Raw genomic sequence first — 14,428 nt, forward strand, 5'->3', positions numbered from 1 at the left:
CTACATGCCGACCAGTCCTATTTTTGCCTCCGCAGGGCGAGCCGTTCCTGCATGCGCTTCAACATGTCGATCACTGCCGGGACATCGCGCTCGGCTGTCTCTCGATCGGTATGCGCAACGAAAAGCCCAGGCACATCCGGCGATGTGAAGACATGCTGGGAGCCGAGGACGCAATGCTCTATCCTGACCTCGCCCATCTCACACCTCCTCCTTCTCGACCCATTTGATCGTCGCAGCCGGCACATACTGCTCCATCCGGTCGAGCAGGGTCGCGCCTTCCGTGTCCGTCATCGCCATGGCGCGATGCGTCTGCTTGAGGAAGCCGGCCTCGACCGTGGCGTCGAGGAACGTCGCCAGCGGGTCGTAGAAGCCCGCAACATTGAGCAGGCCGAGCGGTTTGGAGTGGATGCCGAGTTGGCCCCAGGTCCAGATCTCGAACAGTTCCTCGAAGGTGCCGATGCCGCCGGGCAGCGCGATGAAGCCATCCGAGAGTTCGGCCATGCGCGCCTTGCGGACATGCATGGTCTCGACGATCTCGAGCCGGGTCAGATGGTGATGCCCGACCTCCTTTTCGCGTAGCGCGCGTGGGATCACGCCATGGACCTCACCGCCGGCGTCCAGCGCGGCGTTGGCGACGATGCCCATAAGCCCGACCGCACCGCCGCCATAGACCAGCACCAGCCCGCGCCGGGCGATTTCCGCCCCCATCGCGCGCGCGGCGGCCGCATAGACTGGATCATTGCCGGGATTGGAGCCGCAGAAGACACAAACCGATTTCATGCACCAACCTCTTCCGTACCCAAGGCCTGCAAGATGCGCGCCCAGGAGCGCTGGCCTTTGTGGAACGACGAGAGATCATATTTCTCGTTGGGCGAGTGCAGCCGGTCGTCGTCGAGGCCGAAGCCGACGAGCAGCGTATCCATGCCAAGCAGCCGCTTGAAATCGCCGACGACCGGCACCGAGCCGCCCGAGCCGATGGTCACCGCCTTGCGGCCCCATTCCTGCGTCAGCGCTGCCTGCGCCTTGCGCAGGGCCGGGGAATCGAGCGGTACGGCGATGGCCGGCGAGGCTCCATGGGTGATGAACTCCGCCGTGCAATCGTCGGGCAGCCGTTCGCGCACGAACGCCTGGAAAGCGGCGGCGATCTTCTGCGGGTCCTGCTTGCCGACGAGGCGAAACGAGACCTTGGCCGAGGCTTTCGCCGCGATCACCGTCTTGGTGCCCTGCCCGGTATAGCCGCCCCAGATGCCGTTGACGTCGCAGGTCGGGCGCGACTGGATCTGTTCGATCAGCATGCGGCCCTTTTCGCCGATAGAGTGCTTCAGGCCGATCTGGCCGAGAAACTCCTCCTCGGTGAGGCCGAGATCGGCCCAATCGGCCTTTTGCTGATTGGTCGGCTCCTCGACGCCCTCATAAAAGCCCGGCACCATGATGCGCCCGGTCTCGTCATGCAGACTGGCGACGATGCGCGCCAGCAGATGCACCGGGTTGGCGGCCGCGCCGCCGAACAGGCCCGAATGCAGGTCGCGATCGGCGCAGGTGATCGCGACCTCCTGATACACCATGCCGCGCAGCGAGGCGGTGATCGCCGGGGTCTGCCGGTCCCACATGCCGGTGTCGCAGACCAGCGCGAAATCGGCCTTCAGCTCCTCGGCGTTCTCGCGCACGAAGGCCGGCAGGCTGACCGAGCCCGATTCCTCCTCGCCCTCGACCAGGATGGTGACGCCGACCGGCAGGTCGCCGGTTTCGGCGATGGTGGCGCGCATCGCCTCGACGAAGGTCATGACCTGGCCCTTGTCGTCGCAGGCCCCGCGCGCGACGATAATCTTGCGGCCGGGCGAGAGCTCCTTGATCACCGGCTTGAACGGGTCGGTCTCCCAGAGCTCCAGCGGATCGACCGGCTGCACGTCGTAATGGCCGTAGAACAATACATGCGGCGCGCCGGCTTTCGGCCGGTGGCCGAGCACCACGGGCTGGCCCGGCGTCTCGCGCAGGCCGGCCTTGAAGCCGAGCGATTCAAGATCCCTGCTCAACCACTCGGCGGCACGGCGGCTGTCGGGCCAATAGGTTGCGTCGGTCGAGATCGACGGGATTTCGAGCCAGGACGACAGCCTTGCAAGCGAGCCGTCGAGATCGGCATCGAGGCGGGAGAGGATCGCGGGAAGCTTTGTCATGGCACTCGACTTGTTGTGATGGCTCGGGCGGGAGCCGATTCAGGTTGCGCCATCATGGCAAGGCCGGACGAGTTCGTCAGCCCGCCCCGCCGCATGGCGCGATTGCGCATCATTCTCGGGCGGAGCGCAGCCCAGACCCGGGAAGCTCTTCCAGAAGATGTCGGGTCAAGCCCGGGCGGACGGCTTCCGCCTCAGCGCTTGCCCCCCATCATCGAGCCGAGCACGCCGCGCAGGATCGCGGTGCCGACCTGCCGGCCGATCGAGGTCGCGGCGGAGCGGGCCGCCGAGGTGATGATCTTCTCGGTCATGCTCTGGGGCATCGCGCCGCCGCGGCTGCCGGGGCCGGTCTTGGGGCGCGGCGCGCTGCCGGTCGCCGTGCCGAGCCAGCCGCCGATCGTGTCCATGATGCCGCCTCCACCCGTCGTGGACGCCTCGACCGGCGTCCCGTCGGGCTGGAGGTTCTTGCGTTTCATCAGCTCTTCATAAGCCGACTCGCGGTCGATCATGGTGTCGTATTTGCCCTTGAAGCCGGAATTGGCCAGCGCCTGCTGGCGCTCCTGCACGCTGCAGGGGCCGACCTGCGCCATCGGCGGCGCGATCAGCGTGCGCTCGACCATGGTCGGCGTGCCCTTGCCCTCCAGCGTCGAGGTCAGGGCCTCGCCGACGGCAAGCTGGGTAATCGCTTCCTCGGTCGAGAATTTCGGATTCTGACGGAAGGTTTCGGCGGCCGCCTTGACCGCCTTCTGGTCGCGCGGGGTGAAGGCGCGCAGCGCATGCTGGACGCGGTTGCCGAGTTGGGAGAGCACGGTATCGGGAATATCGAGCGGGTTCTGCGTCACGAAATAGACGCCGACGCCCTTGGAGCGGATCAGCCTGACCACCTGCTCGACTGCCGTCAGCAGCGCCTTGGGCGCGCCGTTGAACAGCAGATGCGCCTCGTCGAAGAAGAAGACGAGCTTGGGCTTGTCGAGATCGCCGACCTCCGGCAACTGCTCGAACAGTTCGGACAGCAGCCAGAGCAGGAAGGTCGCGTAAAGCCGCGGATTGGCCATCAGCTTGTCGGCGGCCATGATGTTGACGATGCCGCGCCCGTCGCGGTCGGTCTTCATCAGGTCGTTGATGTCCAGCGCCGGCTCGCCGAAGAACAAGTCGCCCTTCTGGTTCTCCAGCACGAGCAGCGAGCGCTGGATCGTGCCGACCGATTGTGCGGTGACGTTGCCGTATTTGGTCGTCAGGTCCTGCGCGTTCTCGGCGATGTAGGACAGGATCGCGCGCAAATCCTTCAGGTCGAGAAGCAGCAGCTTCTGCTCGTCGGCGATGCGGAAGGCGATGTTCAGCACGCCCTCCTGCGTGTCATTGAGATCGAGCAGGCGCGCCAGCAGGAGCGGCCCCAGCTCCGAGATCGTGGCGCGCACCGGGTGCCCCTGCTCGCCGAAGACATCCCAGAACACGGTGGTGAACTGGTCGGCCTCGTAGGTGACGCCGATTTCCTTGGCGCGCTTGACGAAGGCCGGCTGGGAGCTGCCCGGCGCGGCGATGCCTGACAGATCACCCTTGATGTCGGCTGCGAAGACCGGGACGCCGTTACGGGCGAAACCCTCGGCCATGACCTGCAGCGTCACCGTCTTGCCGGTGCCGGTCGCGCCGGTCACCAGGCCATGGCGGTTGGCGAGCTTGAGCAGGAGATTTTCCTCTTTCCAGCTCTTGCCGATCAGAATCGCGCCGTCATCGCTCATGATGTCTGCCTGTTGTGTTATCGATGCGTCAGGCAAAGGGTGTAGCGAACCGCGACTGTCGGCGGAAGCCCGATCCGGGCTTGAATAGATCGTTAATATGTGAACTATCCGCTGCCACTCCACTGAAGGATGAGAGCCATGGACGAACTGATTTCCCGCATCATCGCGGCCTCGGGCCTCAATGAGGAACTCGCGCGCAAGGCGATCGGCATCATCCTCGCCTTCCTGCAGAAGGAAGGCCCCCCGGCCGAGATCGGCCAGCTGATGGCGGCGCTTCCCGGCGCGCAGGAACTCGCGGATGCCGAGGGCGGCGCCAAGGGCGGACTGATGGGCATGGTAGGCGGCCTGATGGGCGGTGGCGGCGGCGTGATGGCGCTCGGTGGCCAGTTGATGGGCGCGGGCCTGTCGATGGGCCAGATCCAGACCGTCTCCAAGGAGATGTTCGCGGTCGGCCGCGAGCAGGCCGGCGAGGATACGATGGGCGCGATCGTCGGCGCCATTCCGGGCCTGAGCCAGTTCGTCTGAGCTTTCACGCTGCCCGATCCGCGATCGCGTAACGCCGCCCTCGTGGCGGCGTTTTGCGTTGCTGCGCACATCCGTGCACGCCGCTTGCGACGAAGTAGGGATGGCGGTGCGGCAGCACCCATGGCAATCAGCGCTTCGCGATTGCACAATGGCGGGGCGTAAGGAGCACCGGCGCAGATGAACTCGGCCCCCTTGTCAGACCTGCCTTTCATGGACGCCTTTCCGCTGCCCGATACGGCGCAGTGGCGTGCAGCGGTCGACAAGGTGCTCAAGGGCGGCGATTTCGAGAAGCGCCTCGTCGCCCGCAGCGCTGACGGCATTCGCATCGAACCGCTCTACGCTGCCGCAAACCCGGCCCAGCGCCCGTTGCGCGCGGAGGCAGGCCGCTGGCAGGTCTGCGCCCGTGTCGACCATCCCGACGCCGACGAAGCGCGCACGCTGGCGCTTGCCGATCTCGAGGGCGGGGCGGATTCGCTCGCGCTGAGCTTTGCGGGAGCGCAGGCCGCGCGAGGCTTCGGGCTCGCCGCTGGGGATGTCGCAGCGCTGGATACCGCGCTCGACGGGGTGATGCTCGACCTGATCGGCCTGCGCATCGATCCCGCGCCACAGGGACGCGCGAATGCGCTCATGCTGGCGGCTCTGGTCGAGAAGCGCGCCCTGCCGCCTGCCGGCGTATCGATCGATTTCGGACTCGACCCGATCGGGCTCTTTGCAAGCACCGGACGGCTTGCAGTCTCTTGGCCCGAGACCGGCCGCGATCTGGCCGAGACGGTCGCGACACTGAAGGGACAAGGCTTCGCCGGCCCGTTCGTCACAGCCGATGCCCGCCCCTATCACGAGGCCGGCGCGACCGAGGCGCAGGAGCTTGGCGGCGCGCTGGCCACGGCCATCGCCTATCTGCGCGCGCTCGAAGCGCAGGGCATGACGCTCGCCGATGCGCGCGACGCGATCTCGTTCGTGCTCGTCACCGACACCGACGAGTTCATGACCATCGCCAAATTTCGCGCCGCCCGCCTGCTCTGGGCGCGCGTGCAGGAGGCCTGCGGCCTCGACCCGAAACCGATGGTGCTCAACGCCGAAACCTCCTGGCGCGCGCTGACCAGGCGCGATCCCTGGGTCAACATGCTGCGCGCCACGATAGCAACCTTCTCGGCTGGCGTCGGCGGCGCGGACTCGCTAACGGTCCTGCCCTTTACGGCGGCACTTGGCCTGCCCGACGCCTTTGCGCGCCGCGTCGCCCGCAACACCCAACTCGTCCTGCTGGAAGAAGCCAGTCTCTGGCGCGTCGTCGATCCCGCCGCCGGCGCGGGCGGTTTCGAGGCGCTGACGCAGGCGCTTTGCGAACAGGCGTGGACGAAGCTGCAGGATCTGGAGCGCGAGGCCAGGGACGACATGCCCGGCATCGTCGCCGCGCTTGCCAACGGCCATGTCCAGGGCGGCCTCGCCCGGCAGCGCGCCGTCAGCGCCAAGGCCATAGCAACGCGCCGCGAACCGCTGACCGGCACGAGCGAATATCCCAACCTGACCGAGGCGCCGGTCAAGGTTCTGGATGTCGTAACTCGTAAAGTCGAGACACCTTCCGCCCCGGCGGGAGGTCTCAAGGCCGAGCCGCTGCCGTCCGTGCGGCTGGCCGAACCGTTCGAGGCGCTGCGCGATCGGGCCGACGCCGCGACTGTCGACAGCCAGCGGCCGCAGGTCTTCCTCGCCACGTTGGGCCCCATCGCCGACTTCACGGCACGCGCCGGTTTCGCCCGAAACCTGTTCGAGGCCGGCGGGCTTGCCGCCCCAATCGGACATGGGTTCTACAACGAAGGCGCGACCGACACCGCAGGCCTGGTTTCGGCTTATGTCGCTTCCGGCGCGCGCCTCGCCTGCCTTTGCGGTTCGGACGCCGGCTATACGACTGACGGCGCAGCCGCTGCGACAGCCCTGAAGGCTAGCGGCGCGACGGTCTGGCTCGCGGGCAGGCCCGGCGAACTGGAGGCCGCGTTGAACGATGCCGGCGTCACCGCGTTCATCCATGCGGGCGGCGATGTCGTCGAGGCGCTCAGCCATGCGCACGCGATCGCGGTGGCATCGCGGGGAACGGTCATTTGACAGCGATCGCGCTGACCATCGCCGGCTCGGATTCCAGCGGCGGCGCCGGCATCCAGGCCGATCTCAAGACCTTCGCGGCGCATCAGGTCTATGGCGCGAGCGTGATCGTCGCCCTGACGGCGCAGAACACGACGGGCGTCAGCGCGATCCATCTCGCACCGGCCGCATTCGTCTCGGCGCAGATCGATGCGGTCTTCTCCGACCTCGACATCACGGCGGTTAAGATCGGCATGCTCGCCACGGCGGAGCTGATCGAAACGGTGGCCGCCGGTCTTTTCCGTCACAAGGCCCGCAATATCGTGCTCGATCCGGTAATGGTCGCGGCATCGGGCGCAAAATTGTTGCAGGACGACGCCGTCGACGCGATCCGCCGCCATCTTTTCCCGCTGGCGACGTTGGTCACGCCGAACCTTCCGGAGGCGGCGACCCTGCTCGGCGCAAGCATGGCGCAGGAGGAGGCGGCGATCGACGCGCAGGCGCTCCAGCTGCAAAACCTCGGCGCGACCAATGTGCTGATCAAGGGCGGGCATGGCTCGGGTGAAACCAGCACCGACCTGCTTTTGCTGGCGGACGGCCAGCGCCTGCGCTTCGACGCACCGCGCCACGCGACCCGCAACACCCACGGTACCGGCTGCACGCTGTCGTCAGCCATCGCAGCCGGGCTCGCCAGGGGAATCGATCTTCCGGAAGCCGTGGCTCACGCGAAAACCTATATCACCGCCGCGATAGCGGCCGCCGACCAGGTTCCAGTTGGCCATGGCCACGGACCGGTGCATCATTTCCATCATTGGTGGGACAAACCCGACGGGAGCCAGTCATGACCGCCATCCCGGATTTCACGCAGATCGCCTTCGACACCACGCACATCGCCACCGCACCCTGGGCGGCAGGCGAGATCTGGCTGACGCCCGAGGGCATTCCGGTGAAGCCGCTCTACACGGCTGCCGACCGCGACGGCCTGCCCTTCGTCGATACGCTGCCGGGCATCGCGCCTTATGTTCGCGGCCCCTACCCGACGATGTATGTCAACCAACCCTGGACGATCCGGCAATATGCCGGCTTCTCGACGGCGGAGGATTCCAACGCCTTCTACCGGCGCAATCTTGCTGCCGGCCAGAAGGGTCTTTCGGTCGCCTTCGATCTGGCGACCCATCGCGGCTATGATTCCGACCATCCGCGCGTCGGCGGCGATGTCGGCATGGCCGGCGTCGCGATCGATTCGATCTACGACATGCGCACGCTGTTCTCCGGCATTCCGCTCGACCAGATGAGCGTCTCGATGACGATGAACGGCGCGGTGCTGCCGGTGCTGGCGCTCTACATCGTCGCGGCGGAAGAGCAGGGCGTGCCGGCGGCGAAGCTCTCGGGGACGATCCAGAACGACATCCTCAAGGAGTTCATGGTCCGCAACACCTATATCTATCCACCCACGCCTTCGATGCGGATCATCGGCGACATCTTCTCCTACACGTCGCAGCACATGCCGAAGTTCAACTCGATCTCGATTTCCGGCTATCACATGCAGGAGGCGGGAGCGACGCAGGATCTCGAGCTCGGCTACACGCTGGCCGACGGCGTCGAATACATCCGCGCCGGCCAGCGCGCGGGCTTGGGCGTCGACGCCTTCGCGCCGCGCCTGTCGTTCTTCTGGGCGATCGGCATGAACTTTTTCATGGAGGTCGCCAAGCTCAGGGCGGCCCGGCTGATCTGGGCCAAACTCGTCAAGGAATTCGGCGCGACCTCGGAAAAATCGTTCCCGCTGCGCACGCATTGCCAGACCTCGGGCTGGTCGCTGACGGCGCAGGACGTCTTCAACAACGTGCCGCGCACGATGATCGAGGCAATGGCGGCGACACAAGGGCATACCCAGTCGCTGCACACCAATGCGCTCGACGAGGCGCTCGCCCTGCCGACCGACTTCTCCGCCCGGATCGCGCGCAACACCCAGATCGTGCTGCAGCAGGAGAGCGGCACGAGTCGGATCATCGATCCCTGGGGCGGCTCATACTATGTCGAGCGCCTCACCGCCGAGCTCGCGGCAAAGGGCTGGGCCCATATCACCGAGGTCGAGGCGCTCGGCGGCATGGCCAAGGCGATCGAGGCCGGCATTCCCAAGCTGCGCATCGAAGAGGCCGCCGCCAAGACGCAGGCCCGCATCGACGGTCGCCAGCAGGGCATCATCGGCGTCAACATGTTCAAGCCCGACAACGAGGCCTCGATCGATGTTCTAAAGGTCAACAACGCCTCGGTCCGCAGCCAGCAACTCGACAAGCTCAGGCGCCTGAAAGCCGAGCGCAGCGAAACCGACGTGCAGGCCGCTCTCACGGCGCTGACAAACGGCGCTGCTGGCGATGGCAATCTGCTCGACCTCGCCGTCAAGGCGGCCCGCGCCAAGGCGACGGTCGGCGAGATCTCAATGGCGATGGAAAAGATCTTCGGGCGTCACCGGGCCGAGATCAAGTCGATTTCGGGCGTCTACAAGCGGGAGGTCGGCACCATGAACCCTGCGGTCACGCGCGTGCAGATGATGACGGAGGCCTTCGAGGAAGCCGATGGCCGACGGCCGCGCATCCTCGTCGCCAAGATGGGGCAGGACGGCCATGATCGCGGCCAGAAGGTCATCGCGTCCGCCTTCGCCGATCTCGGCTTCGACGTCGATATCGGGCCGTTGTTCGCGACGCCCGACGAAGCCGCCCGCCAGGGCGTCGAGAACGACGTCCACATCGTCGGCGTCTCGTCGCTGGCTGCAGGCCATCTGACGCTGGTGCCGGAACTGAAGGCAGCCCTGACCCGGGCCGGTCGCCCCGACATCATGATCGTGGTCGGCGGCGTCATCCCGCCGCAGGATTTCGATGCGCTCTACGAGGCTGGTGCGAGCGCAATCTTCCCGCCGGGCACCGTGATCGCCGATGCGGCCGAAAAGTTGCTCGAAGACCTCAACCAGCGTCTCGGCTACGCGCAAAGATCAGCCGCCGAGTGACCCCGGCGGCTGCCTTTTCGGTGAACGAGCCCGACTGAATCCGGCTCAGTTGCGGCCGCCACCCTGATTTGCGGGGCCGGTCTCGTAGGATTGCCCGTTCGGCAGCTGGCCGCCCGGCGGCGTATAGTAGCCGCGCCCATTGGGCAGCACGCCGGCGCGCCCCCGACCGCCAGGACCGGCAGGAACATTCTGCAGGCCGCCGCCATTGCGAAAGCCACCGCCATAGACCGGGCGCTGCTGGCGGTAAGCGGGTTGCTGGCGATAGCTCGGCTGGCGATAGGCGCGCCGCCGGTCGTAACGGCGATCATAGGCGTAGCGGCGGTCGTATTCGCGCCAGCCCTGCGCTGCCGCCTCGGTGGGAACGGCGACACCCCAGCTCGCGAAAATACCGATTCCGAGCACGATGGCGGTGGCCGATGCGGCGAGAAACTTGCGGATCATTGTCGTGGTCCTCTCTTCAGACAGGCAAACACCGGTCGCGGCCGGATTGTTCCCAAGCGCTCGGGGGCGATGACCATGAGCGGCGGCGGCGGCGGCGATACGAGGCCCCGCCGCCGATCACCCTACGTCAACGCCAACCATAGCCATAGGGCGGAGGCGGGGCGCGGAAGCCGTAGCCGTCATGGTGGCGCCGCCACTGCCGGTGACCCCAATAACCATGCATCGCCGGCGGAGGCGGACGCCAGCCGGGGCGCGGCCCCTCGCTGTAGCGCTCGTAGCGGCCGTCGTAGGCAGCGGCGGGGGCGGCCGTCGCGACGCTGGCGGCCGTCAGGACGGCCGCGCCTATCAGCAGGGTTGCGAGGCTGGTGGAAGCGATCTTACGGAACATGGTCCTTGATCCTGTGCGGAGGCCGGAGGCAATCCCCGTCCTGAGCAAGACCATCGCATTGCCAGCCTGAACGGCCGTTGAGCCGGCCATTCACCCGCCATTTAGCTGGCGGAGCGCGCTTCGCGCCCGAGCAGCAGCGACGCCGCGGTCACGGCGAGCACAACCGCGCCGATCAGGATCGTGCAGGCGGCATTGATCTCGGGTGATACGCCGAGCCTGACCGCCGAATAGAGCCGCATCGGCAGAGTCGTCGCGCCTGGCCCCGTCGTGAAGCTCGCGATCACGAGATCGTCGAGCGAGAGCGTAAAGGCGAGCATCCAGGCGGCGGCGACGGAAGGCCAGATCAGCGGCAGGGTCACGGTCGCAAACGTCGCCAGCGGCGTCGCGCCGAGATCGCGGGCCGCCTCTTCCAGCGAACGATCGAAGCCCGCGAGCCGCGCCTGCACGACGATGCAGGCAAAGCCCAGCCCGAAGGTCGCGTGCGCGGCGGTCACCGTCCAGAAGCCGCGCTCGACATCGAGCGCCACGAACAGCAGCAGCAGCGACAGGCCGGTGATCACCTCCGGCATCACCAGCGGCGCCAGCACCATGCCTGAGAACAGCATCCGGCCGCGGAAGGCGCCGTGGCGGGTCAAGGCGAGCGCGGCCAGCGTACCGAGAATCGTCGCCAGAGTGGCCGAGACGAAAGCCAGCCTGATGCTGAGCCAAGCCGCCTCGCGCAAGGGCTCGTTGGCCAGTAGTGCGCCATACCAGCGCGTTGAAAACCCGCCCCAGACCGTGACCAGCCGCGAGGCGTTGAAGGAATAGGCGATCAGCGCGACGATCGGCAGATAGAGGAAGGCGAAGCCCATAACGAGCGCGAGCACGAGGCCGGGTCCGAGCCGCTTCATGCCGCCTCTCCCCGCGCCAGCTTTGCGCGTTGCAGCAGCATCAGCGGCAAGACGAGTACGAGCAACAGAACGATCGCGACCGCAGAGGCCAGCGGCCAGTCTCGGTTCGAGAAGAACTCGGTCCAGAGCACTTTTCCGATCATCGTGGTGTCGGGACCGCCGAGCAGATCGGGGATGACGAATTCGCCGACGGCGGGAACGAAGACCAGCGCGCAGCCTGCGAGAATGCCGGGCAGCGAGAGCGGCAGCGTCACCGTCAGGAACGCGCTGGTCGGCCTTGCGCCGAGATCGGCTGCAGCCTCCAGCAGCGTCCGGTCGAGCTTTTCGAGGCTGGCGTAAAGCGGCAGCACCATGAAGGGCAGATAGCTGTAGACCATGCCGATCAGCACGGCGGCTTCCGTGTTGAGGAGGCGCAACGGCTCCTGCGTCAGGCCGAGCTGGAGCAGGACGGCGTCGAGCAGCCCGTCCGGCCGCAGGATGCCGATCCAGGCGTAGACCCGGATCAGAAACGAGGTCCAGAACGGCAGGATGACCAGCACCAGCAGCACGCCCCGCCAGCGGCGCGGCGCAACCGCCATGGCATAGGCAAGCGGATAGCCGATCGCGAGCGCGATCAGGGTGGTCGTGGCTGCGATCCGCAGCGACTGGAGATAGCTCTGCCAGTAGAGCTCGTCTTCGGCGAGCAGCCGGAAGTTGTCGAGATCGAGCGCGGCGAGGAAATCGCGCAGCTTCGAAAATCCCTCGAACTGGGGGAGATAGGGCGGCAGCGCGGTCGCCGCGTCCGAGAGCGACATCCGCAGCACGATTGCGAAGGGCGCGAGAAAGAAAAGCAGAAGCCACAGATACGGCACGCCTGCGACCAGCCGTCCTGCCCGCGCGCTCATGGTCGCAGCACCAGACCGGCCTCGACATCCCAGGAGAGCCAGACCTCATCCTCCCAGGCGAAGGGCCGAGCGATCCGCCGCGTCCTGTTGGCGAGCGCGACCTTGAACAACTGCCCGCCCTCCCCGCCGACCATGACCTGCACCATCGTCATGTCGCCGAGATAGCCGATGTCCCAGATCTCGCCCCGGACCTTGTTGACCGCCTGCACCGGCTCGTCGTGCGAGAGCGCGATCTTCTCGGGCCGCAAGCCCACGAGCACGGCGTCGCCCGCAGCGAAGGCAGGTGCGTCCTCGTCGAGTTCGACCGGTCCGGCCATCGCCGTCTCGACGGCGACGAGATCGCCCGAGACCAAGACCACATGGCCTTCGATGATGTTGATGTCGCCAACGAACTCCGCGACGTAGCGGTTGGCCGGGGCTTCGTAGATTTCGTCCGGCGGGCCGATCTGGACGAGCCGGCCGTGATCCATCACCGCCATCCTGTCGGCCATGATCATGGCCTCGTCCTGGTCATGGGTCACGACCATGAAGGTCGTGCCGAGCCTGCTCTGCAGGTCCATGAGCTCGAACTGCGTGGCCTCGCGCAGCTTGCGGTCGAGCGCGGCCATCGGTTCGTCGAGCAGCAGGAGCCGGGGGCGTTTGGCGAGAGCGCGGGCGAGAGCGACGCGCTGGCGCTGGCCACCAGACAACTGATCCGGCCTGCGCCTTTCGAGGCCGCCGAGCTTCACCAGCGCCAGCATCTCGGCCGTGCGGTCGGCCACCTCGGCGCGCGGCAGGCCCTCGCGCTTCAGGCCGTAGCCGACATTGTCGGCAACGTTCAGATGCGGAAACAGCGCGTAGGACTGGAACATCATGTTGATCGGCCGCCGATGCGGCGGAATGGCGGTGATGTCGACGCCGTCGAGCATGATCTGCCCCTCGTCGGGTTGCTCGAAACCGGCCAGCATCCGCATCAGCGTGGTCTTGCCGCAGCCGGACGGCCCCAGCAGCGCGAAGAATTCGCGCGGGTAGAGCGACAGCGACAGGTTCTCGATCGCAGTGACCGCACCGAAGTGCTTGGTCACGCCGCGGAATTCGACAAGCGGAACTACGGCAGGATCGTTCCAGGGTTGAAAGGCACGGCGCACGCCGCCGGGCGAAGGCTTGCGCATCGCGCCCGTCCCCTGCCCCGTCCCCTGCCTCACTTGCCGGTCTTGACGCGGGTCCAGAGCCGGTTGACCAGCCGCTGCGACTTCTGGTCGTAAGGCGTAATCGTGTAGAGCCGCGCCATTACGCTCTCGGGCGGATAGATGCCGGGATTGCCGCGCACGGAGGCCGAGAGCAGGGCTTGCGAGGCGAGATTGCCATTGGCGTACTGGATGAAATCGGAGTTCTTCGCCGCCATGGCCGGGCGGTTGACGAAGTCGATGAAGGCGAGCGCCGCGGCCGGGTTGGCAGCGTCCTTCGGAATGACGAAGGAATCGAACCACATCAGCGCGCCCTCCTTGGGAATGGCGTAGGCGATCTCGACCTTGTTCTTGGCCTCGTCCGCCCGCTTTCTGGCCTGCAGCACATCGCCGGAATAGCCGACCGCGAGGCAGATATCGCCGTTGGCGAGCGCGTTGATGTATTCCGACGAGTCGAATTTCTGGATATGCGGCCGGGTCTTGCGCAGCAGTTCGCCGGCCTTGTTCAGGTCGGCCTCGACCTTGGAATCGGGGTTCAGGCCGAGATAGCGCAGCGCGGCCGGAAACATCTCCTCGACCGCGTCGAGAACATGCACGCCGCAATTGGAAAGCTTTTTGAGCTGATCCGGCTCGAAGATGATCTTCCAGCTGTCGATCACGGCGTCGGCGCCCAGCCGCTCCCTGATCTTGGCGACGTTGTAGCCGATGCCCGTGGTGCCCCACATGTAATTGACGGCGTATTTGTTGCCGGGATCGTATTTCGCCAGCCGCCCCTGGATCTCGGGCCAGCCATTTTTGAGGTTGGGGACCTTGGCGGCGTCGATCGGCGCATAGAGGCCAAGCGGGATATGGCGCGGCAGGAACGAGGCGGTGACCACGATCAGGTCGTAGCCGGTCTTGCCGGCGAGCAGCTTGGTCTCGACCGTCTCCATCTGGTCGAAGGTGTCGTAGACGACCGTGGTCCCGGTTTCCTTCTTGAAGGCGTCGAGCACCTCGGGGTCGACATAATCGGACCAGTTGTAGATGCGCAGTTCCTTGTTCTGCGCGCTGGCTGCGCAGCCGCCCAGCAGCGCAAGCCCAAGCGCTGCACCGGAAAGCACCGCTTTCGCCCATCCGCGCATCGTCATCTGCGTCTCGACTCCCCCTT

The 14,428-nt window shown here is 66.5% G+C and carries 14 protein-coding genes; 4 read left to right on the forward strand and 10 right to left on the reverse strand.

The window, feature by feature from the left end; all coding sequences use genetic code 11:
• Positions 1–17: 17 nt before the first annotated feature.
• The 4 genes from AC1DZY_RS04325 to AC1DZY_RS04340 all read right to left on the reverse strand — a co-directional run bounded on the left by AC1DZY_RS04325 (position 18) and on the right by AC1DZY_RS04340 (position 3,910).
• Positions 18–197 carry a hypothetical protein gene (locus AC1DZY_RS04325; protein WP_476818844.1) on the reverse strand — a complete coding sequence of 60 codons (180 nt, stop codon included), beginning with the start codon at positions 195–197 and terminating at the stop codon, positions 18–20.
• Position 198: 1 nt separating this feature from the next.
• Positions 199–780 carry an LOG family protein gene (locus AC1DZY_RS04330; protein ID WP_476818845.1) on the reverse strand — a complete coding sequence of 194 codons (582 nt, stop codon included), beginning with the start codon at positions 778–780 and terminating at the stop codon, positions 199–201.
• Positions 777–2,174 carry a dipeptidase gene (locus tag AC1DZY_RS04335; RefSeq protein WP_476818846.1) on the reverse strand — a complete coding sequence of 466 codons (1,398 nt, stop codon included), beginning with the start codon at positions 2,172–2,174 and terminating at the stop codon, positions 777–779. Before AC1DZY_RS04335 ends, AC1DZY_RS04330 begins: the two co-directional genes overlap by 4 nt.
• 191 nt (positions 2,175–2,365) lie before the next feature.
• Complete coding sequence (locus tag AC1DZY_RS04340) at positions 2,366–3,910, reverse strand: helicase HerA-like domain-containing protein (RefSeq protein WP_476818847.1); 1,545 nt, start codon at positions 3,908–3,910, stop codon at positions 2,366–2,368.
• A gap of 138 nt (positions 3,911–4,048) precedes the next feature.
• Between AC1DZY_RS04340 and AC1DZY_RS04345 the strand changes: the two genes are divergently transcribed.
• From AC1DZY_RS04345 to scpA, 4 genes are all read left to right on the forward strand, one after another.
• Positions 4,049–4,435, forward strand: a complete 387-nt coding sequence (locus AC1DZY_RS04345) for a DUF2267 domain-containing protein (RefSeq protein WP_476818848.1) — start codon at positions 4,049–4,051, stop codon at positions 4,433–4,435.
• Between the two features lie 177 nt (positions 4,436–4,612).
• The gene (locus AC1DZY_RS04350) at positions 4,613–6,532 is read left to right on the forward strand and encodes a methylmalonyl-CoA mutase family protein (RefSeq protein WP_476818849.1); all 1,920 of its coding nucleotides are present in this window, start codon (positions 4,613–4,615) and stop codon (positions 6,530–6,532) included.
• Positions 6,529–7,353: a bifunctional hydroxymethylpyrimidine kinase/phosphomethylpyrimidine kinase gene (gene thiD, locus AC1DZY_RS04355; protein WP_476818850.1), complete on the forward strand. Its 825-nt coding sequence runs from the start codon at positions 6,529–6,531 to the stop codon at positions 7,351–7,353. Before AC1DZY_RS04350 ends, thiD begins: the two co-directional genes overlap by 4 nt.
• Positions 7,350–9,512 carry a methylmalonyl-CoA mutase gene (scpA, locus tag AC1DZY_RS04360; RefSeq protein ID WP_476818851.1) on the forward strand — a complete coding sequence of 721 codons (2,163 nt, stop codon included), beginning with the start codon at positions 7,350–7,352 and terminating at the stop codon, positions 9,510–9,512. Before thiD ends, scpA begins: the two co-directional genes overlap by 4 nt.
• Before the next feature lie 45 nt (positions 9,513–9,557).
• On the opposite strand, the gene AC1DZY_RS04365 is transcribed toward scpA, so the two are convergent.
• The 6 genes from AC1DZY_RS04365 to AC1DZY_RS04390 form a co-directional block, all read right to left on the reverse strand.
• Positions 9,558–9,953 (reverse strand): hypothetical protein, encoded by a 396-nt coding sequence (locus AC1DZY_RS04365; RefSeq protein WP_476818852.1) that lies wholly within the window; start codon positions 9,951–9,953, stop codon positions 9,558–9,560.
• A gap of 127 nt (positions 9,954–10,080) precedes the next feature.
• Entirely contained in the window at positions 10,081–10,341 is a 261-nt protein-coding gene (locus AC1DZY_RS04370) for a hypothetical protein (protein WP_476818853.1), read from the reverse strand.
• A gap of 101 nt (positions 10,342–10,442) precedes the next feature.
• Positions 10,443–11,231, reverse strand: coding sequence for an ABC transporter permease (locus tag AC1DZY_RS04375; RefSeq protein ID WP_476818854.1), 789 nt, complete (start codon positions 11,229–11,231; stop codon positions 10,443–10,445).
• Positions 11,228–12,115 carry an ABC transporter permease gene (locus AC1DZY_RS04380; protein WP_476818855.1) on the reverse strand — a complete coding sequence of 296 codons (888 nt, stop codon included), beginning with the start codon at positions 12,113–12,115 and terminating at the stop codon, positions 11,228–11,230. Before AC1DZY_RS04380 ends, AC1DZY_RS04375 begins: the two co-directional genes overlap by 4 nt.
• Positions 12,112–13,266 (reverse strand): ABC transporter ATP-binding protein, encoded by a 1,155-nt coding sequence (locus AC1DZY_RS04385; protein ID WP_476818856.1) that lies wholly within the window; start codon positions 13,264–13,266, stop codon positions 12,112–12,114. Before AC1DZY_RS04385 ends, AC1DZY_RS04380 begins: the two co-directional genes overlap by 4 nt.
• 29 nt (positions 13,267–13,295) lie before the next feature.
• Positions 13,296–14,408 carry a polyamine ABC transporter substrate-binding protein gene (locus tag AC1DZY_RS04390; protein WP_476818857.1) on the reverse strand — a complete coding sequence of 371 codons (1,113 nt, stop codon included), beginning with the start codon at positions 14,406–14,408 and terminating at the stop codon, positions 13,296–13,298.
• Positions 14,409–14,428 lie beyond the last annotated feature (20 nt).

Source organism: Allobosea sp. P2_A10, assembly GCF_056405115.1.

Bases quoted from the DNA above. Each gene is read 5' to 3' on its own strand.
- AC1DZY_RS04375 (WP_476818854.1), bottom strand. From the start codon at position 11,231: ATGAAGCGGCTCGGACCCGGCCTCGTGCTCGCGCTCGTTATGGGCTTC.
- AC1DZY_RS04380 (WP_476818855.1), bottom strand. From the start codon at position 12,115: ATGAGCGCGCGGGCAGGACGGCTGGTCGCAGGCGTGCCGTATCTGTGG.
- AC1DZY_RS04370 (WP_476818853.1), bottom strand. From the start codon at position 10,341: ATGTTCCGTAAGATCGCTTCCACCAGCCTCGCAACCCTGCTGATAGGC.
- AC1DZY_RS04350 (WP_476818849.1), top strand. From the start codon at position 4,613: ATGAACTCGGCCCCCTTGTCAGACCTGCCTTTCATGGACGCCTTTCCG.
- AC1DZY_RS04365 (WP_476818852.1), bottom strand. From the start codon at position 9,953: ATGATCCGCAAGTTTCTCGCCGCATCGGCCACCGCCATCGTGCTCGGA.
- scpA (WP_476818851.1), top strand. From the start codon at position 7,350: ATGACCGCCATCCCGGATTTCACGCAGATCGCCTTCGACACCACGCAC.
- AC1DZY_RS04385 (WP_476818856.1), bottom strand. From the start codon at position 13,266: ATGCGCAAGCCTTCGCCCGGCGGCGTGCGCCGTGCCTTTCAACCCTGG.
- AC1DZY_RS04340 (WP_476818847.1), bottom strand. From the start codon at position 3,910: ATGAGCGATGACGGCGCGATTCTGATCGGCAAGAGCTGGAAAGAGGAA.
- AC1DZY_RS04390 (WP_476818857.1), bottom strand. From the start codon at position 14,408: ATGACGATGCGCGGATGGGCGAAAGCGGTGCTTTCCGGTGCAGCGCTT.
- AC1DZY_RS04335 (WP_476818846.1), bottom strand. From the start codon at position 2,174: ATGACAAAGCTTCCCGCGATCCTCTCCCGCCTCGATGCCGATCTCGAC.
- AC1DZY_RS04345 (WP_476818848.1), top strand. From the start codon at position 4,049: ATGGACGAACTGATTTCCCGCATCATCGCGGCCTCGGGCCTCAATGAG.
- AC1DZY_RS04325 (WP_476818844.1), bottom strand. From the start codon at position 197: ATGGGCGAGGTCAGGATAGAGCATTGCGTCCTCGGCTCCCAGCATGTC.
- AC1DZY_RS04330 (WP_476818845.1), bottom strand. From the start codon at position 780: ATGAAATCGGTTTGTGTCTTCTGCGGCTCCAATCCCGGCAATGATCCA.